The sequence below is a fragment of the Pseudomonas sp. DR48 genome (assembly GCF_019823085.1).
In the GTDB taxonomy this organism is placed as follows: domain Bacteria; phylum Pseudomonadota; class Gammaproteobacteria; order Pseudomonadales; family Pseudomonadaceae; genus Aquipseudomonas.
Window position 1 is genome coordinate 5,485,743 of sequence record NZ_CP081946.1, and the last position, 20,767, is coordinate 5,506,509.

Sequence of the window (20,767 nt, forward strand, 5' to 3'; positions counted from 1 at the left end):
AAACCACCCGGTGTACTTGCAGGGTAACGGACTGCGTTGGAGGTCTATATGAGTAAGGTGTGGTTTATCAGTCTGTGTGCTGTATTGGCCGTTACATGCCCCCAGGCCTGGGCCGAAACCGTCGTGCCGATGAAGGGACAGGACTCGCAACAAACCCAGCTCGATATCGATGATTGCCATGACGTGGCGCTCAGTCAGAGCCCGACGCCGCCGCCCTCGGGCACCGTTGCGCCGGAGACCCACGGGCGTCAGCATGATGAGTTTTATGAAGGCGATCAGGACGAAGCGAAGATGGCCTATGTCAATTGCCTGCAGGCGAGGGGTTATCAGGTCAATCCTTGAGTTTTTTCCCGCCGCGCCTCGAGCAGATGAACCATCAGGCAGGCATACAGCGTCACGAGCAGGAACAACCCCATGCGCACGGCAAACGCCGTGTACACGTCTTTCCCGGCGATACTGTGCTGCACCGACTGGCCCAACAGGATAATCAGCGTGATCAGGGTGTTGAGCCAGAACCCGGGGGTAAACCGCGTCGGGCTCAGGGCATACAGTTTGCGCGCCAGCACCAGGCCGAACAGCAGCATCCACAGAAAGAACATCCACAGGTGCACAAACAGACTCAGGGCGCTCCAGAACAGGATCGCCAGCAGGCCCGCACAAAAGGTTGAACCTATGAGTTCACGGCCGGCGTTGCGGGCGTTTGTCGTGGAGCTTTGCTGGCTGAGGCTGACGGCCTTGAGGATGATGGGCAAGTAACCTGCCGGGTCGATCAGCGCCATGAGGAACGCCGGTAGCACGATCAGGGTGGCGCGTAACGCAACCCGACTGACTTCTTCGTCAGGCAGGGGCGCGGCGGGCGGCGGCGAGGGGGCATTGGGCGGGTCCGGGAATAATCCGTGACTGATCGCCACGACCAACACCGCAAGGAGCAAGCCCTTGACCAGAGCCCCGATGACCATCGCCGCCAGGTCGAATTCGGCAACGCCTGCCGAGGAGATCATGGTCAGGCCGATGACCAGAAAGGTCACGATCAGCGGATTGCCGCCGCGCAGCCCAAAACGGAAGACCAGGAACAGACTCACACCGATCACCAGCACCCCGGTGACGGGGTAGTAACGCAGTATCGGAATCAATAGCAGGCCGACACTGGTGGTCAGCATCGCGACGAAGGCGAGCACCACGGCCGCCTTCAACGGCAGCGGCCGATTGACCGACGCCAGCAGGATCAGGCACAACACCGGCGCCAAAAAGGGAATCGGCAAGGCCAGGCCGAAACTGGCGGCCAGGCACAACGCAGTGCCCGTGGCCAGGCGCAGCGCGCGTTGTTCGCGCGGTGTGCGCTTAGTAGGCATAGCTCAGCCAGCTCATGAACCCCACAAACAACCGGCCAAGCAGGTTCAACGGATTGCCCTCGGTGGGGAAGGCCATGACTTCCGCCTGCCCACCGGCACGGATGGCTCGGTTGTCACGCAGCGTGGCGAGTGAATCCGGGGAGAACTGGATGATCACCGGAAAGCGCTGTGCCGGCCGCAACCAGTCGCGGCTGTTTTGCACGCTGGGCAACGTCCCCGGCTGGGTTGGCTGCCCGACGCTGACGCCGTAGCCGATACTGCGTACCTGGCCTTCGAAAATTTCACCCGGCAGCGCGTCCAGCACGATGGCGACCGGCGTCTCGGGCTTGATCAGGCCCAGGTTGTTTTCGGTCATGTCCGCGCTGATCCATACATCGTGGATGGCAATCAAGGTCATGACCGGGCTACCGGCCGCAGCGAATTGCCCGGCGTCGGTGCGCAGGTCGGTGATCAGCCCCGCCGAGCGCGCACGGATCTGCGTGTTGGACAAATCCAGTTCGGCTTTCGACAGCGCCGTGGCAGCGCTGCGCAGCAGGGCGTTGGTTTCCTCGCTGCCGCCTTCCTGCTCGCGCGCACGCTGGACTTCGGCACGGGCGGCAGCGACCTGGCTGACGGCCTGTTCGCGGTTGGCGCGGGACACTTCAAGCACGCGTACGGAAATGGTGCCGGGGTCTTCGCGATACAAGCCTTCAAGACGCTGATTGTCTTGCCTGGCCTTGAGTTCGTTGGCCTGGGCGGCGCGCAAATTGGCTTGTGCCGAGGCAATGCCGGCGGTGCTGGCGCCTACCTGCCGACGTGTCGACTCCAGGTCTGCGCGAGCCCGGTCGACGGCAATCTGATACGGCTGCGGATCGACTTCGAAGAGCACGTCACCGGCCTTGACGTCCTGATTGTTGCGCACGTTGACGCGGATCACCCGCCCGGCGACTTCAGAGGCGACCGGAATGACGAAGGCTCCCACTCGCGCTTGTTGCGTGTAGGGCGTGAAGCGGTCGGCCAACAGGTACCACGTCAGGCTCAGGACAATCAGCAACAACACCCATTTGATGCCTTTTTTCGCCGGATCAGGCGCGGGCGTTTCGGGTACGGTCTGCGCGGCTTCGCTCATGGTTGTTTTACCTTGTCGGGCAGAGGGGAGGCGGCTTCGTGCAACAGGTCGCCCCAATCGGTGCGTTGTTCCATCTGCTGGCGGGTGGCCGGATCGATGATTGGCTGGGCGCTGTACCAACCGCCGCCCAGGGATTTGTAGAGGGCAATCAGATTGCTCACGGCGTTGCTGCGAGCGACGAGGTAGTTGTCCTGCTGGTCGAGCAGCGCGCGTTGCGCGTCGAGGACCCGCTGGAAATCCGAATAACCTTCGCGGTATTGGATGCTCGCGAGCACCAGCGAGCGCTTGGCCGTCACTTCGGCTTGGCCGAGGATTTGCTCGCGTTCCAGCGACTTGATCACCCCATAGGCGGCATCGTCTGCCTCCCGCGCGGCTTGACGGACTTTGTCGCGATAGGCCTCGATCAGCTGCTGCAAGCGTGCATCCTGAACGCGCACGTTGTTGCTGATCCTGCCGTAATCGAACACGTTCCAGCGCAGACTGGGGCCGCCGATCAAGTCCAGGCTCCTGGACGTCCCGTTGAGCGTATCGGCCGACCAGACGATGCTGCCCAGCAAGGTCAGCGATGGATAAAAGTCGCTTTCGGCGACACCGATCAGCGCCGACTGTGCGGCGACGTTCAGCTCGGCGGCGCGCACGTCGGGCCGACGCAGCAGCAGATTGGCCGGTATGTCCTGCAGGACGGCGCGGTCGACCAGCGGGATCAAGCCTGGATTCTCCGCCAGTTGCGGCAAGGCACCGGGCGGTTGACCGAGCAATACGGACAAGGCGTTGCGGGTTCGCTGAATCTGGTCTTCGAGCGTCGGCACGGTGCTGAGGGTGCCCAGGTATTGGGTCTTGGCCTGTTGCAGGTCCAGCTCGGCACTCTGGCCACTTTTGAACAGTTTTTCGGTGATGTCGACGTTGCGCAGTTGCTGTTTGGCGTTCTCCCGGGCGACGCGCAGCCGCGCCTCTGAGGTGCGCAACGAAAAATAGCTGTCCGCAACCTGGGCGCGCAGCAACACGAGCACGTCTTCATAGTTGGCTTGTGCGGCAAAATAGCTGGCATCCGATGACTCGATGGCTCGACTGAAGCGCCCCCAGAAATCCAGCTCCCAGCCAATGTCGAACCCGGCACTGTATTGCCAGAAATGGCTGTCCTGCGGATTGTTGCCGCCCGATTGTCGGCGGTTGACGTACAAACTGTCGGCGCTGACTTGTTGCAACTGCGGGTACAAGGTGCTTTGAGCGATGCCCAGTTGGGCGCGCGCTTCGATCACCCGCAGGCCGGCGATTTTCAGGTCCGAGTTGTGCGCATCGGCCTCAGCGATCAGACGATCAAGGACCGGGTCGTTGAAGACGCTCCACCATTGCCGCAAGTCCGGCGTCAGTGCGCGCTGGCTGGCGTGGGTAAGGGCAGGGGTGTCCCAGTGTTTGATCCACGCCTCTGCGGGGGACTGGAAGTCCGGTCCCAGCCGCACGCAGCCGCTCAGCCCCACAAAACCCAGCAATATGAGGTGGCCCGGTCTCATCAGCAGGGATCGACGTGGAGGCATTCCATAGGTTCCAGCCAGGGACGATCACTGGAGCATAGCCGCCCAATCGGGCCATCGGCTGCCAAGCTTTTCAAGCACCCTCGAACCTTCGCCGATCACTGAACGGCACGACGATAAAAAGCAGCCTCCTAGGTCATGTTGAATACAGGAAGCTCTAAGGCGAAATAATCCCGTGATCGATGGCGTATTTGACCAGGGCCGCAGGCTTGTCGATGTTGAGTTTGCGCCGGATGCTCAGGCGGTGGGTTTCCACCGTGCGCACGCTGATGTCCAGTTCACGGGCCATTTCCTTGTTGTTCAGGCCCTGGGCCATTTTGTACAGCACCTGGCTCTCGCGCGGCGTCAGCTCGTTGTCGGTGCTTTTATCGGCAATCAGCCGCTGGGCGATTTCGGCGCTGTAGAACGTACCGCCACTGGCAATGGCTTCGATCGCGGCAATGATTTCCCGCGACGGTGAGTTCTTCAGCACATAGCCGCTGGCCCCGGCACGAACGGACTCACTCACGTATTCATAATTGTCGTACATGCTCAGCACCAGCACTTTGAGCGACGGGTACTGACTGCGTAACAGGCGCGTCAGCTCAAGCCCGTTCATGTCGCGCAGGCTGATGTCGACCAGCAACAGGTCTGGCTGGCAACGTCCGACCATCTCGATGGCATCTGCGCCACTTTCGGCTTCGCCCACCACCTCCAGCGGCGCCATGACCGCGAGCAGGGCTTTGATGCCGTCGCGGACCAGGGCGTGATCGTCGACCAGGGCGACGCGGATCGGGCAGGGCAGGTTCATTGCGGTCATTCACTCTTGTTGTAGTGGTGTATGTCAGCGGTTTGAGCCGGGCGCTTTCATTGGCAGCAGCACGTCCAGCTCACTTCTTCCGGGTATCGATACCAGGTCGAAACGCCCGCCAAAATGTTCGACGCGCTCACGGATATTACGCAAACCGATGCCCGCGTGGCGACGCTCGACCTGAGCCACGTTGAAACCGACGCCGTCATCGACCACCGTCAGCCGCACGGATTCCGGTGACCCGTGCAGGGTAATGGAAACGTGTTTAGCCTGGGCGTGGCGTTCGATATTGGTCAGGCCTTCTTGCACGATCCGAAACAGCGAAACCGCCGCGCCATCGACCAGATCACAGTCGAATTCGTTATCGTCGTAGGTCACTTTCAGACCGCTGCGTTGCTCGAACTCTGTGGCGAGTTGGCCGATGGCGGCCGGCAGGCCCAGGGTGTCAAGCAACGAGGAACGCAAATCATGAGAAAGGCTGCGAACCTCGCCAATCGCATCCCCAAGGCGCTGTGTGGCCTCTTTGAGTGTGCTCAACCCTTTGTCTTGTGCCGGGCCGTTCTCCAGCAGCAGGCTGGCCAGTTCGAATTGAAACTTGATGGAGACGAGCAGCTGACTGATGCCGTCGTGCAGTTCACGGGACACCCGTGATCGCTCTTCCTCCTGCAGGCTGACGATCCGCTGGGTCAGGCGCTGAAGCTTTTTGTCCGCCAGTCGATGCTCACTGACGTTCAGCGTCATGCCGCTGGCAAAGACAAACAGCACCGCGACAAGGGCGACGACAGCAATCGCCAGCATGGTTTTGCGGATGCCCTGGGCCACTTCGTCGCGCGCTTGCTGGGTGGCGCGTTCAACGTCCTCAAGGTAGATGCCGGTGCCGAGCATCCAGCCCCAGCGATCCAGCATCACCACGTAGGCGAGCTTGTCGGTCACCTGGCCGGAGGAGGGTTTTTTCCACGCATAGCGCTGAAAGCCTTCGCCTGATTGCGCACTTTTGAGCAACGCCTGGATCACCGGCAAACCGTGCGGATCCTTCATGTCCCACAGGTATTTGCCCACCAGATCCGACTGGCGAGCGTGCATCAGGCTGCGGCCTTCGCGGTCGTAGACGAAGAAGTAACCATTGATGCCGAAGCTGAGCTTGCGCAATTCTTCCAGCACTTGTTGCTGGGCGTGTTCGTCACCGTGGCCGTCGTCGTACAGCGGCGCGATCAGGCTTTGCGCCATTTCCACGTAGTTTTTAAGTTCGGCACGCTTGCTCGCCAGAATGCTGTCTTCGATCAGTTGCGCCTGTTGGTCGCCGAGTTGACGGTTCAGGGAAATCACCAGCGCGCAGATCACCGCAATCGCCAGGACCAGCGGCAGAATCCCGAGCGCGACGATTTTGTGTTTGAGCTGCATCTTGGCTCCTGACCGGGCGGAGGGTAGGCGAAGGCCGGCATCATATGCCAAAGATACGCGCGTCCTGTAGCGCGGCAGGACGGAATGACCTGCGGCTTTAGTGTTAGCCAACTGGAATACAAAACCCTGTGGGAGCGAGCCTGCTCGCGATAGCGGTATGTCAGATGACATTGATGGTGAATGTCAGTCCGCTATCGCGAGCAGGCTCACTCCTACAGGGGATCTGCGCTGTCTACGTAGAACTACGTAGACGCCGCGTACGTAGTAACGCGGATTTATTTGTAGACGACATGCGCAGATATTGGGCCAGCTCCGCACCGCGGACACAATTATAAAAATTACCGCCGCAGTCACTGGCTGTCGGCAGGAGACACGCTATGCCCCGTCTGGCTAAACACCTTGCCTGGTTTGCCGTGGCTGTCCTGGGAGCGTTTGCGCTGAGTGTCGTGGCCCTGCGCCGCGGCGAAGCGATCAACGCCCTCTGGATCGTAGTCGCAGCAGTCGCTATTTACCTCGTCGCATACCGCTACTACAGCCTTTTCATCGCCACCAAGGTGATGCAACTCGATCCCAATCGTGCCACGCCCGCGGTCATCAATAACGATGGCCTGGACTACGTGCCGACCAACAAACACGTACTTTTCGGTCACCACTTCGCCGCCATCGCCGGCGCGGGGCCTTTAGTCGGTCCGGTATTGGCCGCACAGATGGGCTACTTGCCCGGCACGCTGTGGCTGATTGCCGGCGTGGTGCTGGCCGGCGCGGTTCAGGACTTCATGGTCCTGTTCATGTCCACCCGCCGCAACGGCCGCTCTTTGGGCGACATGGTCCGTGAAGAAATGGGCCGCATCCCCGGGACCATCGCGCTGTTTGGCTGCTTCCTGATCATGATCATCATCCTCGCGGTGCTGGCGCTGATCGTGGTCAAGGCCCTGGCCGATAGCCCATGGGGCATGTTCACGGTGATGGCAACCATCCCGATCGCGATGTTCATGGGCGTTTACATGCGCTACATCCGCCCGGGCCGCATCGGTGAAATCTCCGTGGTCGGCGTGCTGTTGCTGCTGGGTTCGATCTGGCTGGGCGGGCAGATTGCTGCCGACCCGGTCTGGGCCAAAGCCTTCACCTTCACGGGCATTCAGATCACCTGGATGCTGATTGGCTACGGCTTTGTCGCTGCGGTATTGCCGGTATGGCTGATCCTCGCGCCGCGCGACTACCTGTCGACCTTCCTCAAAATCGGCACCATCGTGGCGCTGGCGATCGGCATCCTGATCACCATGCCCGACCTCAAGATGCCGGCCCTGACCCAGTTCATCGACGGCACCGGGCCGGTGTGGAAAGGCGGTCTGTTCCCGTTCCTGTTCATCACCATCGCCTGTGGCGCGGTCTCGGGTTTCCACGCGCTGATCGCTTCCGGGACGACACCGAAGTTGCTCGCCAGTGAAGGCCATGCCCGTTACATCGGTTACGGCGGCATGCTGATGGAATCCTTCGTCGCCATCATGGCCATGGTTGCCGCTTCGGTGATCGAGCCAGGCGTGTATTTCGCCATGAACAGCCCGGCGGCACTGGTCGGCGCGGATGTGGTTTCGGTGGCTCAAACTGTCAGCAGCTGGGGCTTTGCGATTACTCCTGACGCGTTGCAAGCGGTGGCCAAGGACATCGGTGAAACCACCATCCTGGCCCGTGCTGGTGGTGCGCCGACCCTGGCGGTCGGTATCGCGCAGATCCTGCACCACGTCCTGCCAGGTGAAAACACCATGGCGTTCTGGTACCACTTCGCGATCCTGTTCGAAGCGCTGTTCATCCTGACCGCCGTGGACGCCGGGACCCGTGCCGGACGCTTCATGCTGCAGGACTTGCTCGGCTCCTTCGTGCCATCGCTGAAACGCACAGACTCCTGGCCCGCGAACCTGATCGCCACGGCCGGTTGCGTGGCGATGTGGGGCTATTTGCTGTATCAGGGCGTGATCGATCCACTGGGCGGCATCAACACCTTGTGGCCGTTGTTCGGTATCTCGAATCAGATGCTGGCCGGTATCGCGCTGATGTTGGCCACCGTTGTGCTGATCAAAATGAAACGCCAACGCTACGTGTGGGTGACCATGCTGCCCGCCGTGTGGCTGCTGATCTGTACCGTCACCGCCGGCTTCATCAAGCTGTTCGACGCCAACCCGGCGATCGGCTTCCTGTCACTGGCGAAAAAATACAGCGATGCGCTGGCCAATGGTCAGATCCTTGCCCCGGCTAAAAGCATCGACCAGATGCAGCACGTGATTTACAACGCCTATACCAACGCCACGTTGACGGCGCTGTTCCTGTTCGTGGTCTTCAGTATCCTGTTCTTTGCGCTCAAGGTCGGTATCGCGGCCTGGGGCAGCAAAGAGCGTACGGATAAAGAAGCGCCGTATCAGGCGATCCCGCAGGTGTGATGGAGGAGGGCGAGCATGTTCAATGACTTGAGTCGTCTTGGTAAATACCTTGGTCAGGCTGCGCGTTTGATGGTGGGCATGCCGGACTACGATACTTACGTCGAGCATATGCAGACCAAACACCCGGACAAGCCGGTGATGAGCTATGAGGTGTTCTTTCGGGAGCGTCAGGAGGCTCGATACGGCGGTGGCAATGGGCAGACTCGGTGTTGTTGAGTGAATGGGGAAGCCTTTGCTGAAGTTGCTTTGATACCGCAATAGAGTGAACAGAAAAGCCGGATGATTTGGCTGATGTTGTTTACTTAAGATTGTTTGGGGATTGGGGGCATATCCGTTGCTGCGGTCACGGCGGCTATTGGTTCCGCCCTGACGGCGGGTCACTTTGGAAAAGCCCCAAAGTAACCAAAGGGCTCTTGCCCCTGACGTTCGGTGCCTCGCTAAGGCTCGGCATGCCCTCGCTCCGGTCCTGCTCCGTGGGCCCGCCGCCATCGGCCATTCATGGCCGGGGGCGGCTACCGCGGCATCCTTGCCGCGGTGCCCACTGCGCAGAACCTCCGCTCGGCCTCACGAGGGGGCGTGCACCGCCAAAGCCAAAGCGAGGCGGCCTGCGGGCCGACCTGTTTGCTCAACGCTTACGCGTCCTGATCCTGACCCTGATCGTTCCCACGCTCCGCGTGGGAATGCATCCCGTGACGCTCCGCGTCACCTTGCGCAAGACTCAAGCCTGGTGTCGACAGCGGAACGCAGAGCGTCCCCGGCGGCATTCCCACGCGGAGCGTGGGAACGATCAACAGCAACAGCATCGCGAGCAGGCTCACTCCCACATAAAGCAGAGCAGACCGGCGCAGAGCTTTTGCTTCTCACCACTCTTCAGGTCGAGCGTTAGCTCGCCTTGCGCTTTTGATCTTGATCTTGATCTGCCCCATCGGAAGGCCGAACGCAGGTTCTGCGCAGTGGGCAACCCGGCATGGATGCCGGGTTAGCCGCCCCCGGCCATGGATGGCCGATGGCGGCGGGCCCACGGAGCGGGACCGGAGTGAGGGAATGCCGAGCCTTAGCGAGGCACCGTACGTCAGGGGCGCAGGCGCTTGGTTACTTGGCGTCGGGCCGCGCAGGCTTCTCCAAGTAACCCGCCGTCAGGGCGGAACCAATATCCGCCGTTACCCAAGTAACGGATATGTACCCAACCCCAACCCCAACCCCAACCTCAAAACTTTCTCAAACAAATAGCATCAGGCTGACCAAGCTGGGTTAGAACTTCGATCACGCCGAACAATTAAGTGCCCGCAAATGGACAATGCCAAATCATCAGCAATACTTCAGTTCGCCCTGCGCTGTTATCCGTTCAATAGTGATAAACATTATTTGAGAGGGACATCATGCAGTCGAATAAAAGTGCATTGTGTATTTCCGTTCTTGGAGCGCTCTCTCTTTTAGCCAGCGAGCGCAGCGCAGCCGGTGGCCTGATGTTGTATGAAATCGGCACGGACAACATCGGCCTGGCCAATGCCGGGGCCGCCGCCAGGGCACAAGGCCCTTCAACTATCGCCAGTAACCCCGCTGGCTTGAGCTATTTGAGCGGCACGCAAATCACTGCCGGTGCGCAGATCCTCTTTGGTCATTTGTCGTTCGATCGGGACGAACAGACCAATACCCCGGGCAATGGCAGCGGCAATATTCTCGACCCCATACCGGGAGGCAGTTTTTTTATCAGCCATCAACTCGACGACCATTGGTCCGTCGGCTTCGGCTCCTATGGCGATTTTGGCCTGGCGGAAAACTACGACAACGACTGGTCCGGGCGCTATTTCGTGCAGAACGCCAGCATCGCCGGTTTGTCACTGGTGCCCAGCGTGGCGTATCGCTTCAACGATCAGTGGTCGGTGGGGCTTGGCGTTAAAGCCATGTACGGCATGCTCAAATCCGAGGCCGCCATCGATCAGTCGCCCCTCGGCCTGACGAACCGCGCGGACGGGCAGTACAAATACAGGGACACCGATTGGGGCTTTGGCGCCAATGTCGGCGTGATCTATGCCCCACAAGCAGGCACGCGTATCGGCTTGGCCTACACCAGCCAAGTGGACCTGAACTTCGAGGATGGCCTGGATATCAAGAACAGCGGTCCGCTGGTCAGTCGACTGGACGGCACCAACCTCAAGCTCGATCTGAAAGTCCCGCAAACCGCCACCCTCAGCCTGTACCAGCAACTGGACCCGCAATGGGCGTTTCTGGCCTCGGTCAATTGGCAGGACTGGTCCAAGTTCGGTGACATCGGCATCGACGTCGATACCAATGCTGGCGGGGCACGGGCGACCACCATCAATGCGCATTACAAAGACACCTATCAATTGGCTCTGGGCGCGCAGTATCAGATGAACCCCGATTTGCTCTGGGACTTCGGTATCGCCTACGACACCTCGGCGGTTTCCGACGGCAATCGCACGTTCACCGTGCCCATGGGCGCAGCCTGGCGGTTCGCCGCCGGCCTCACGTATTCGCTGAACAAGGAGACCGACCTGAACTTCAGCTGGGTCACGGTCTGGATGGGTGACATGCCGGTCGACCAGACCAAATCCCTGTCGGGCAATCGCGTGTCCGGCGAGTTCGACAACGCCTGGCTTCAAGCCCTGTCGGCCAACATGACCTGGCGTTACTGACGGGTCTGTCCATCCGGATCACTGCAAAGGAGAGCGTTCGATATGAACAGGTACATCAAACTGCCTGCGCTCTCAATGATGACGCTTGCAGTCCCCGTCTGCAGTTTTGCGGACACGGACAGTCAGGCCGAGCTGGCCAAGCAATCATTGAACCCGGTTGCGGCGCTCTACAGCTTGCCCATCCAGTACAACTGGAACCAGAAAATGGGGCCCTCCGGTGACGGCATCCAGAGTGTGACCAATATCCAGCCGGTATTACCGTTCAGTCTGAATGAGGACTGGAACCTGATCTCGCGCACGATCCTGCCAATCATCGATCAGCACGGTCTGGCACCGGATGGTGTGGCCGACAAAAGCGGGGTAGGCGACACGACGCAGAGCTTTTTCTTCTCTCCGAAAAAACCCACCGAGAGTGGCTGGATCTGGGGCGTAGGGCCGGCATTGCTGTTGCCGACCGGCAGCAACACCTTGCTCAGCAGCGAACAGTGGGGGTTGGGACCGACGGCCGTGGCGCTAAAGCAGGAGCACGGCTGGACCACGGGCATTCTCGCCAACCACATCTGGTCGCTGGAAAGCAGCCCGGCCGACGACAAGGAAAAAGTGAATCAAACCTTTCTGCAACCCTTCCTGGTGTACACCACGGCGACTTACACCAGTTTTGGCATCAACACCGAATCCACTTACGACTGGGAGACCAAGGAGTGGAACGTGCCGATCAACCTGTTCGTGACGCAGCTGTTCAAGGTCGGCAAGCAGCCCATGAGCCTGCAGGTCGGGCCACGCTATTGGGCCGACAGTCCGAAAGACGGCGCCCAAGGGTGGGGCTTTCGCGTGGCCTACACGCTGCTCTTTCCTAAATGAAAGGCGCCCGCTACTTCACATCTTCCACCTCATAATTCACATAGCCGAACTCATTGCTGCGAGCCGCCACGTATTTGCCGTTTTGCTCAAACACCGTGGCCTCGAAGGGCGAACCGCCAAGGGTGGTCACCAGTTGCCCATCCTTGATTTCATATTTGGCCGGCACGCCGAATTGCCCACCGTGCAACATGTTCAGGTACTCGCCTTGCGCAGCCGGTTTGCCGTCGACGCTGGTAATAGAGCGCTGGCCATCAGTGCCGTAGACAATTTCAAAGGTCTGGCCGGTGACCGTGTTGCGCACCTTGACGGTTTTGCCCACCACCAGGGTTTGCAGCTGCTCGTTGGTCAACGCCTTGGCGCCTTCGGATTTCAGCTGGTCAACGGTTTTGCCCCGCACCATCGACTGGCTGTCTTCGGCGTTCGGCGAGTACCAGATCGGTGACGTCCAGGCGCGTTCCTGGACGACGGCCGAGACGCTGGCCGGTGGCGGCACCTGCAGCTTGGCGGCGTCGTAGGTACTCCAGCGTGGTGTCGGGATCTGCAACACGCGGGCGTAGTAAAACGCATGCTGGGCCGGGTCGAAGTCCGGGTCGACCCAGACTTTCTTCAGTTCGGTGGCGCCAATGGTGTTGGTGTACGTGGCCTTGGAAATATCGACCGTGGAACCCACCAGTGGGATTTTGCCAGTGGCGGGGTCGGGCGTGCGGTCACCGGACCAGGCGACGTCGTAGATCTTCTCGAAGGTCTGACCGTTTTTGGTCCAGCCCTTGATGATCTGGATCCGGTCGAGGTTGCCATCATCGGCATCCTTGACTGCCCACACCACGAAGCTCGGCGCCTCCTTGCCCGGTTTTGCCGGCAAGTCGCCGCCCATGGGCACGCCCTTGGCGTAGGCGGCGTGCACCCAGTCTTTTTCGTTCCACAAGTTGCTGTCGAAACCCCAGCCACCAAACAACCGCACGGGAATCCGCACGCCGCTGGTGCCATAGACTTCTTTGCGCTTCATCGCATCGAAGATGGACTCACGGGTGTTTTCTTCCGCCCAGACACCCGCCAGGCCGGAGGTGCTGGTTTGCAGGGCTATCATGCCCGAGTTCTGTTTGCCGGAAATACGCGCCTGAGGTGTGCTGTCGGTAAAGCCGTGGGAGCCGAAGTTGTCGCTCTGCGTGTAAGGAATTACCCCATTGTGCGAGTCGCTGGCACCGACCACGCCCATTTTATAAGGGTTAAAGCCACGAGCCTCCTGCAAGGCCATGCCGTTTTGCCAGGCTTGGCGGATGTAGCTGCCGTTAGGTTTTGAGGTGCTGTTGTCCATGCCCAGCAGGAAACTCATGATTTCGTAGTTGGCGAATTCATCGGTGGGTGACAACTCGGGGTGGGTTTCCGAGGTGCCCTTGACCTGATGGATTTCCGTGAGGGACTCGTTACGCATCCGCGTCTCGGCCCACGCGGCATCGATAGGGCGCCCCCGGTCATCGACATCGACCGGAAACATCATGCCGTTACTGAGGTTGGCGTTGTGCGAGATCGCCAGTACCTCATTGCCCTTTTTGCGCTGATCGTCCATCCAGGCCCATAAGTCCTCGGGTTTGCTGGAGTCGAGAGCGGTAAAGGGCAGTTCGGGTGCCTTTTTCGAATCGCGGAAGAACACATTGCGGTGCATGTTCTGATTGTTGGGTGCCGAGGTCCATTCATACGCCACGAACGTGGTGAACTTGCCGGGCTTGTAATACTTGTCAGCGATGGCGATGTTTTGCTGCCAGATGTTACCGGCAACCTTCGGATCGATCAGTTCCTTGATCGGGTGGTTCATGCTGCCCGCGATCCATTTGAAGACCCGATTGAAGTCCTCCGGCGATTTGACGATCAGCTTTTGCGCGATGGGCGTTTTGCTGAAGTCCGATTTCGGATCGTTGGCCAGCGCGATAACGCCCACGTATTCCGAGTGATCGGTGACGCCGTGAAAATCCAGCGGACGGCCCTTGAGCTGCACTTCAAAGCCCATCGGGTGCATCACCGGCATGCCAAGCGAGAATTTGTAAGCCTGTTCCGGATCGACCACGTGGTTACCCACCAGATAGGCATCGATCGACCACGAGGTGTGCGAGTGCGTCTGGCCAAAGTAGACCTCGCGGTCCGGATTGCCATCCGCCATGACCAGCGTGCTGATAGCCACGGTCAAGGCGGCGTAGCTGAACAAGAACGATGTGCCGAGGCAAGTGTTGGTTTTCATATTCCACGTCTCCGGAACACAGCAGTGACAGGACGGTGCAGTTCAGGACCAAAAGCTTGAGATCCGTTCGAAAAACCAGAAGGCCGCCAGCGTCCCCAGCCCATAGGATGCCATCGGTCGGGCATACAAGTGCGCAGGCTGGGGCAGTCGACAACGCAGAAGCAGCGCCCGCAGGCTCAAAACCAAGGCGACGAACATCAACTGGCCGATTTCGACGCCGACATTGAAGGTAAACAGCGCCAGGGGCAGGTCCCGTTGTGGCAGGCCGATCTCTGCCAGCGCGCCGGCAAAACCAAAGCCGTGCAACAAGCCAAAACAGAAGGCCACGACCCACGGCCATTGGGCGGTAAAGCTTGCCTGGCCGCGATTCTTGCGAGCGATTTCCACTGCCAGCAACAGGATGCTCAGCGCAATCGTCGCTTCCACCGGAGGGCCGGGCAGGTGCACTGCGCCCAGCGTGGCGAGTGCCAGGGTGATGGAGTGGGCGAGGGTGAACGCGGTGATGGTCTTCACCAGCATCCACCCGTTACCCACCAATAACAGAAGGCCGAAGACAAACATCAAGTGATCGAAGCCACCCACTATGTGCTCGATGCCATGGACCAGAAAGGCACCGGCCACCGAGAACGCTCCGGGTGTGGCGGCGATTTCAATCCAGGGTTGCGCGGGTTGCACGAGGGTTGTCGAGAGCGTGCCGTCCAGGCGCGAGACGCGGACCAACACATCGGTGATGCTGGCTTGCAGGCCGACAAATTCAATGCGCTTGCCCACCAGTCCTGCGGGGCCGGCATCGATCACCCGGCGCTCGATCAGCGAGTCGTTGAGCTGGCTTTCCACCGGTTCAACCACCGTTTGCACGCCTTCGGCGAATTTCAGTGCGATCGGCAATCGCATCCCTGAAAGCACTGGCGTGCGCCACAGTACGTCGTAGCGCCCGGCGGTGATTTCGTTGATTTCCATGTAGGCCGGGCGGGATTCATGAGCCAGGGCCGCTTGCCCCATGAGCAAAACGCACAATACAAGCCAGATCGAACGGCGCATCACGGCTGCTCCGTTTCAGTGGCCGCAATAGCCGGCATCATCACCATCACTTGATAGCGGGCCTTCAACGCTGCGAAATTCGCACGTTTTGACTCAGTACGCTGTTCGGAAAGCCAGTCGGACTTGACTTGCTGGGCAATGGTTTCAAAGGGTGGCGCTGTTGGTTTGGCCAGCTCATCAATCCACACCAGATGCCAGCCAAACCCTGACTCGATCGGGCCGACCCAACGCCCCGGGGTTTGTTGAAACACTGTAATGGCGAACTTTGAACCGAAGTCCTTCGCCACTTGATCCCGGGATTGCTCGGCATAAGCGTTTTTAAACACGAAGGTATCGCCTTCGCCGCTGTTTTTGTCGGTGAGGGTGGCCAGCGCGGCTTGGGCTTGTGCCTGGGCATTCGTACCGCGTTTGTCCGATGCGAAGAACAGGTGATGAAAAGTTACCAGTGGCGGTGGGGCATAGTATTGCTGATGGGCGCTGTACCAGGCTTGAAGTACACCTGGGGCCGGTTCGCGAAGTGCGGCGACATCCTCTGCCAGAAAGTCCATTTTTTGCGCCAGTCGGCGGCGAATAATCGTGTCGTCTTTATCCAGGCCAAGTTTCAGTGCTTCGCGATAGAGAATTTCCTCCTTCACATATTCATCAAGCAGCCCTTGAAGTTGCTGGTCGGAAGGCGGCCGTTGCCATCGCGCGAGCCAGGAAATCTTGATGCGCAGAATAGCGTCCGGGGTGATTTCGATTCGTTGCGGATCTTGATTGACGGTAGAACGGTGCAAACCACCGTACAAAGCAAAGAGTGCAAAACCAGCGATCAGAAAGTGCAGTAATGGCTCACGAAGGCAACGCGTGATCAACGAGCCTCTCGCCGGTTTTACATCGGAGACTTTTAAGTTCATGACTTATTGCCCCACGCGTCAATCGAATAATGTGCGGTGCGAATTGGAGTATTGCCGTTGCCTAAAAACTTTCCAGCGAAGCTAATCACGATAGGCACTAAGCTCTATTCGCAATCGTATTAAATACGCAGCCCTTTGAGTCCGGCGACGTGGGGGCCTGAGGCGATGTACATTGACGAGGATCCAGCTAAAACCGCCATGGCGACCAAGCACTTGACTGGGCTAAACAGGCTGAATGACAGGTTGTTCGTGCCGCGGTTGGCATTAAACCGAATAAAGCTATTGATAAAAACTTGCATAAGCTTTAAACGGGAGGCACACGGGCACATTGCTAATAATCAGCAGGTGAATTTCGCCAGTTTTGGCTCAGGGAGTGCTGATGAGTGTTCGTCCATTGACCGACTCCCCGCAGCAATCAAGCGACTGCGACGTTGTCGCACCTCAACTGACAGGGAATTCGGATACGGTCGGCATGGCTTACGCGGGTATTGAGAACACGATCGAACAATTGCTCGACTCGGCGCGTCACTGGGCCCACACCACTGCGTGGGTGGTTTACCGTGCCGGCGAACAACTGCATTTGATCGGGCAGGGCGATCCAGCCTTGCCGTGGCCGTCAAGCGTCGACAATGAAGACTTCGAAGCCTTTTGCCTGACCCGGCGCTTGCATCGCTGGCCGACTGGCAAAGGCGAAAGTGTGCTGGGCTGGCTGCTCGCGCCCGTCACCGAGGCCGGAGAACCGGCGCTCGCCGAGTTTGCCCGGCGCCTGGGCATCGAGGTCCAGACCAATACCCTTGCCCGGGCACAGATTACTCAGCGGGTGTTGTATGAAATTACTTACCTGGCCAGCTCGACCCGCGATCGCTCAGTGTTTCTGGTGGGTGTTCATCGGCTGCTGGCCAGCCTGATCGACGCCGAGAACTTCTATCTCGCGCTGTACGATCCGCACACCGGCAAAATTGACTACCCCTATTACGTCGACATCATCGACGTTGATGCCCTGGAGTCCGAGCAATACGAATACCTTGACGCATCGCACTTGTCGTTGACCGGCCAAGTGCTGACGTCTGGCCAGCCGTTGCTGATCGATGCCGCCGGCATTCGTGCGGCTGAGGCCGAGGGCCGCTTCTACTGTGTGGGTGATCGTCCGGAATTCTGGATGGGCGCACCGTTGAAAAATGCCTCGGATGACGTGTTTGGCATGTTGGCGATGCAGGTCTACGACGTTTCCCGTGCCTACAGCGCCGAAGACCGCGCGCTGTTTCTGGTGGTGGCTCGTCACGTGGCCATGGCGCTGGACCGGATTCTGCACCGCGAGGACCTGGAACAGACGGTGCTGCGCCGCACCCTGGAGCTTTCGGCGCTCAACGATGCGTTGAGGCAGGAAGTCGCAGAACGCGAGCGCGCCGAACATCTGCAAAGCGCGCTGTTCCAGATTGCTGAACTGTCGAGCCAGCCGGGCGACATGGCTGAGTTGTTTCAAACCTTGCATGGCATCGTCGGTGATCTGCTGTTCGCGCAAAACTTCTACATTGCGCTGTTCGATGACGCGACCACCGAAGTGACCTTTCCCTATTATGTCGATGAGCGGCAGACGACCTGTCCGCAGGCTCGGCGTGGACGCCGGGGCTTGACCGAGTACGTTATCCGCCAGCGTCGACCGTGCCTGATTGACGTCGATGAAGCTGAACGCTTGTCGGCGAACGGCGAAGTCGAGCAGGCCGATGAATATGTCCGATCCTATTCCTGGCTGGGCATTCCCTTGTTCGATGGCGATGTGGTGCGTGGCGTGCTGGCGGTGCAAAGCTATACCTCGCACGTGCGCTATTCCCTGCGGGATCAGGAACTGCTGACGTTCGTGTCGCGGCACATCGACACCGCGTTGTCGCGCCGCACGGCCGCCGAAGCGATCCATGCCGCCAACCTCAAGCTGGAAGCGCGGGTGCAGAACCGCACCCGCGAACTCGATCACGCCAATGCCAAGTTGCAACACGAAAACTCCCACGACGCACTGACCGGGCTGCCGAATCGAACCTACCTGCAACAGCGCCTCAATCTGGCCTGGTCGCAGTTCGGCAGTGAAGGCGGGCACCTGGCGGTGATGTTCATCGACCTGGACCGGTTCAAGCTGGTCAACGACAGCCTCGGCCACCATTTTGGCGATCTGTTGTTGATGCAGGCCGCCCACCGATTGCGCGGTTGCCTGCGCGACACCGACATGTTGGCGCGCTTGGGGGGCGATGAGTTTTCGGTGCTCGCACCCGAGGCGCCGCTGGACGTCTTGATCGAAATCGCCGAACGGATTCTGCTGGCGTTCGATCTGCCGTTTTTCATCAATGGCCATGAGGTTTTTTCGTCCTGCAGTATCGGCATTGTCAGCGCCGACCATCAGTTCCATCAGGAACCAGCGGACTTGCTGCGCGATGCCGATGCCGCGATGTATCGGGTCAAGAGTGCCGGTCGCGACAGTTACGCGGTGTTCAACCAGGAAGTGCGCCGGGAAGTCTCGGATCAGGTCGAGCGTGAAGGGGCCTTGCGCAATGCGCTCAAACGCACCGACGAACTGCTGCCGTATTTCCAGCCGATTGTCAGCGTCGAAACCGGCGAGCTGTTGGCCCTTGAAGCGCTGATCCGCTGGCATCAGCCGGGCGGGCGGGTGATGGGCCCGGGCGAATTTTTGCCGGATGTCGAGGGGTTGCGCCTGATCGGCCGGCTGGACCTGTACATGCTCACCAGCATTGCAGTGATCCTCGCCCAGCCTGAGCACGCCAACTGGCCTGCGGTGCACGTCAATTGCTCCAGCTACAGCATGACACGCCCGGATTTCGCCAACGATGTGCTTGCGCTGTTGGCCCGGTACGGGGTCGCGCCGTCGCGCATTTGCCTGGAATTGACCGAAGGAGCACTGGTGGCCGAGCCGGCAATTGCCCGGCTGACCATGCAGCAATTGGCCGACAACGGCATGTCGGTGGTGCTCGATGACTTCGGCGCCGGGTTTTCCTCCCTGAGTTATGTGCATCAATACCGCTTCAGCGGTTTGAAGATCGACAAGTCGTTCATTCTCGAACTGACCACCAGCCCCCGCAGCCGCGCGATCGTACGGGCGATTGTGCGGATGGCCGAATCGCTGGACCTGAGCGTGGTCGCCGAAGGCGTCGAGGACGCCGAGACGCTGGCGCTGCTGCGCGAAATGGGTGCCGGGCAGGCCCAGGGTTATTATTTTGCCAAGCCGATGGGGCTGGAGGCGTTACTGGCTTGGGGGCTTGATCCGGGCAGCGCAGTTGAGGCTGCTATCGCCGGCGACCAAGCCTGAACTCCTCCCGTCATCCTCAATCGTTCTACAGCTGCACGGCCAACACGTGGTCGGTCGCGCGTTATCGATCAATCGCCCATGATGGGGGCCAGTGCCGCCTGAATCCTCGACATCTGGGCCGGTGTTGTCATCCCCGTCAGTAGCCGGCCAAAGTGTGGATGCCGGACCCCCGAGACAATGTATTGCCAGCGGTAGGCGCTCAAGAGGCAGGTCTTGATTTCTGCTGTCTGCGCGACACTGAACGAGGGCGAAACATTGCGCAGGAAGTAGTCGGCATCGGCCGCCGCTTGTGCCTGCAGGATGGCGTCGACGGCGGCCACCAGCGCAATCAGATCGTTCACTGCCTGGTCACGCTCGACGGGCGAGAGTTTCGCGTGTTCGGCCTTCCACTCCAGTTCATCGAGCACGACGTGGCGACTTTCATCCTTCCAGTGGAATTTGAAGACATCCTTGAACAGCGGGCACAACTCCTCGTGCGGGGCGATGCTGTGCGCGTAATGCGCCTGAACAAACAGCTCGATATGACAGGTCAGCGCCAACACTGACCAGGTGCTGGCCGCAAGGACCGAGCGCGCCACCTCGTTTGGGTCGGCCACTTGACGGTATCCGGCGGGCAAATGCGCACCCAGCATCGTCTCCATGCGCCGAAACAGCTCCTGATGCTTGATCTCGTCATTGGAAAAACGCACCAGCGCTTCGAGGGCGAGTTGATCGTCAAACACATGGCCCCGACCTTGATCGAGCATTTTGGCACTGATGAAACGCTCCACCAGGCCAAAGAGATACGCATAGGTCCGGCCCTGAATCTGACTGAGCAGGCGGGCCTCGTCTGGGGCGAGAAAGGTCAGGCGGTCGACCTGCGAAAGTCCGTCGGGCAAGAATTTGCGCGAGAAGTCGAAACGACGGTCTTGCAGCAAATCGCGATCAATCTGCCATTCCGCCTTCTTCGATGATCTGACGAGTTGAGCATAACGGGCGGCGTTGCCCGAATCTGCGCGGGGTACGGTTGCGACGCTGTTCATATCGATCTCCTGCTTCCCGGATCAAGTAGCAAAGGGGCGTTTCAGCCAACATCGGAGCCCATGACCGTTGGTGAAGCCTCTCAGGGCTGGCCTGATCACCGGGTCCGCGTTGGTGCTAATCTAGGC

15 protein-coding genes are annotated in these 20,767 nt (G+C 59.8%); 6 read left to right on the top strand and 9 right to left on the bottom strand.

Features of this window, described 5'->3' with window-relative positions; translation table 11 throughout:
* The first annotated feature begins 48 nt into the window (after window positions 1-48).
* Window positions 49-342, top strand: a complete 294-nt coding sequence (locus tag K5K95_RS24865; RefSeq protein ID WP_222586563.1) for a hypothetical protein — start codon at window positions 49-51, stop codon at window positions 340-342.
* Here K5K95_RS24865 and K5K95_RS24870 read toward each other — a convergent pair.
* From K5K95_RS24870 to K5K95_RS24890, 5 genes are all read right to left on the bottom strand, one after another.
* Window positions 327-1,352, bottom strand: coding sequence for a DUF2955 domain-containing protein (locus tag K5K95_RS24870; protein WP_222586564.1), 1,026 nt, complete (start codon window positions 1,350-1,352; stop codon window positions 327-329). The genes K5K95_RS24865 and K5K95_RS24870 overlap by 16 nt on opposite strands.
* Window positions 1,342-2,460, bottom strand: coding sequence for an HlyD family secretion protein (locus tag K5K95_RS24875; protein ID WP_222586565.1), 1,119 nt, complete (start codon window positions 2,458-2,460; stop codon window positions 1,342-1,344). The genes K5K95_RS24870 and K5K95_RS24875 overlap by 11 nt, the downstream gene beginning before the upstream one ends.
* Window positions 2,457-3,995, bottom strand: a complete 1,539-nt coding sequence (locus K5K95_RS24880) for an efflux transporter outer membrane subunit (RefSeq protein WP_222586566.1) — start codon at window positions 3,993-3,995, stop codon at window positions 2,457-2,459. Before K5K95_RS24880 ends, K5K95_RS24875 begins: the two co-directional genes overlap by 4 nt.
* Before the next feature lie 154 nt (window positions 3,996-4,149).
* Window positions 4,150-4,782: a response regulator gene (locus K5K95_RS24885; RefSeq protein ID WP_090183693.1), complete on the bottom strand. Its 633-nt coding sequence runs from the start codon at window positions 4,780-4,782 to the stop codon at window positions 4,150-4,152.
* A gap of 33 nt (window positions 4,783-4,815) precedes the next feature.
* Window positions 4,816-6,183 (bottom strand): cache domain-containing protein, encoded by a 1,368-nt coding sequence (locus K5K95_RS24890; RefSeq protein ID WP_222586567.1) that lies wholly within the window; start codon window positions 6,181-6,183, stop codon window positions 4,816-4,818.
* A gap of 377 nt (window positions 6,184-6,560) precedes the next feature.
* Between K5K95_RS24890 and K5K95_RS24895 the strand changes: the two genes are divergently transcribed.
* From K5K95_RS24895 to K5K95_RS24910, 4 genes are all read left to right on the top strand, one after another.
* Window positions 6,561-8,618, top strand: coding sequence for a carbon starvation CstA family protein (locus K5K95_RS24895; RefSeq protein WP_222586568.1), 2,058 nt, complete (start codon window positions 6,561-6,563; stop codon window positions 8,616-8,618).
* Between the two features lie 15 nt (window positions 8,619-8,633).
* A complete protein-coding gene (locus tag K5K95_RS24900) occupies window positions 8,634-8,834 on the top strand; it encodes a YbdD/YjiX family protein (RefSeq protein ID WP_038983272.1) in 201 nt (66 codons plus the stop codon).
* A gap of 1,163 nt (window positions 8,835-9,997) precedes the next feature.
* On the top strand, window positions 9,998-11,275 hold the full coding sequence (locus K5K95_RS24905; protein ID WP_222586569.1) for an OmpP1/FadL family transporter: 1,278 nt from the start codon (window positions 9,998-10,000) through the stop codon (window positions 11,273-11,275).
* A gap of 75 nt (window positions 11,276-11,350) precedes the next feature.
* Window positions 11,351-12,136: a transporter gene (locus K5K95_RS24910; RefSeq protein WP_259155167.1), complete on the top strand. Its 786-nt coding sequence runs from the start codon at window positions 11,351-11,353 to the stop codon at window positions 12,134-12,136.
* Window positions 12,137-12,146: 10 nt separating this feature from the next.
* Here the strand turns inward: K5K95_RS24910 and K5K95_RS24915 are convergent, their stop codons facing one another.
* From K5K95_RS24915 to K5K95_RS24925, 3 genes are read right to left on the bottom strand one after another with little or no spacing between them, the layout of a single operon-like run.
* A complete protein-coding gene (locus K5K95_RS24915; protein WP_222586571.1) occupies window positions 12,147-14,369 on the bottom strand; it encodes a DUF3604 domain-containing protein in 2,223 nt (740 codons plus the stop codon).
* Window positions 14,370-14,411: 42 nt separating this feature from the next.
* The gene (locus K5K95_RS24920; RefSeq protein ID WP_222586572.1) at window positions 14,412-15,410 is read right to left on the bottom strand and encodes a HupE/UreJ family protein; all 999 of its coding nucleotides are present in this window, start codon (window positions 15,408-15,410) and stop codon (window positions 14,412-14,414) included.
* Entirely contained in the window at window positions 15,410-16,306 is an 897-nt protein-coding gene (locus K5K95_RS24925; RefSeq protein ID WP_222586573.1) for a peptidyl-prolyl cis-trans isomerase, read from the bottom strand. The genes K5K95_RS24920 and K5K95_RS24925 overlap by 1 nt, the downstream gene beginning before the upstream one ends.
* A gap of 379 nt (window positions 16,307-16,685) precedes the next feature.
* On the opposite strand from K5K95_RS24925, the gene K5K95_RS24930 reads away from it, so the two are divergent.
* Window positions 16,686-19,619, top strand: a complete 2,934-nt coding sequence (locus K5K95_RS24930; RefSeq protein ID WP_222586574.1) for an EAL domain-containing protein — start codon at window positions 16,686-16,688, stop codon at window positions 19,617-19,619.
* Window positions 19,620-19,687: 68 nt separating this feature from the next.
* Here the strand turns inward: K5K95_RS24930 and K5K95_RS24935 are convergent, their stop codons facing one another.
* Window positions 19,688-20,641 carry a diiron oxygenase gene (locus K5K95_RS24935; RefSeq protein WP_222586575.1) on the bottom strand — a complete coding sequence of 318 codons (954 nt, stop codon included), beginning with the start codon at window positions 20,639-20,641 and terminating at the stop codon, window positions 19,688-19,690.
* Between the last annotated feature and the right edge of the window lie 126 nt (window positions 20,642-20,767).

Coding starts and splice junctions, on each gene's coding strand:
- K5K95_RS24865 (WP_222586563.1), top strand. CDS start 49: ATGAGTAAGGTGTGGTTTATCAGTCTGTGTGCTGTATTGGCCGTTACA.
- K5K95_RS24870 (WP_222586564.1), bottom strand. CDS start 1,352: ATGCCTACTAAGCGCACACCGCGCGAACAACGCGCGCTGCGCCTGGCC.
- K5K95_RS24875 (WP_222586565.1), bottom strand. CDS start 2,460: ATGAGCGAAGCCGCGCAGACCGTACCCGAAACGCCCGCGCCTGATCCG.
- K5K95_RS24880 (WP_222586566.1), bottom strand. CDS start 3,995: ATGCCTCCACGTCGATCCCTGCTGATGAGACCGGGCCACCTCATATTG.
- K5K95_RS24885 (WP_090183693.1), bottom strand. CDS start 4,782: ATGAACCTGCCCTGCCCGATCCGCGTCGCCCTGGTCGACGATCACGCC.
- K5K95_RS24890 (WP_222586567.1), bottom strand. CDS start 6,183: ATGCAGCTCAAACACAAAATCGTCGCGCTCGGGATTCTGCCGCTGGTC.
- K5K95_RS24895 (WP_222586568.1), top strand. CDS start 6,561: ATGCCCCGTCTGGCTAAACACCTTGCCTGGTTTGCCGTGGCTGTCCTG.
- K5K95_RS24900 (WP_038983272.1), top strand. CDS start 8,634: ATGTTCAATGACTTGAGTCGTCTTGGTAAATACCTTGGTCAGGCTGCG.
- K5K95_RS24905 (WP_222586569.1), top strand. CDS start 9,998: ATGCAGTCGAATAAAAGTGCATTGTGTATTTCCGTTCTTGGAGCGCTC.
- K5K95_RS24910 (WP_259155167.1), top strand. CDS start 11,351: ATGATGACGCTTGCAGTCCCCGTCTGCAGTTTTGCGGACACGGACAGT.
- K5K95_RS24915 (WP_222586571.1), bottom strand. CDS start 14,369: ATGAAAACCAACACTTGCCTCGGCACATCGTTCTTGTTCAGCTACGCC.
- K5K95_RS24920 (WP_222586572.1), bottom strand. CDS start 15,410: ATGCGCCGTTCGATCTGGCTTGTATTGTGCGTTTTGCTCATGGGGCAA.
- K5K95_RS24925 (WP_222586573.1), bottom strand. CDS start 16,306: ATGAACTTAAAAGTCTCCGATGTAAAACCGGCGAGAGGCTCGTTGATC.
- K5K95_RS24930 (WP_222586574.1), top strand. CDS start 16,686: ATGAGTGTTCGTCCATTGACCGACTCCCCGCAGCAATCAAGCGACTGC.
- K5K95_RS24935 (WP_222586575.1), bottom strand. CDS start 20,641: ATGAACAGCGTCGCAACCGTACCCCGCGCAGATTCGGGCAACGCCGCC.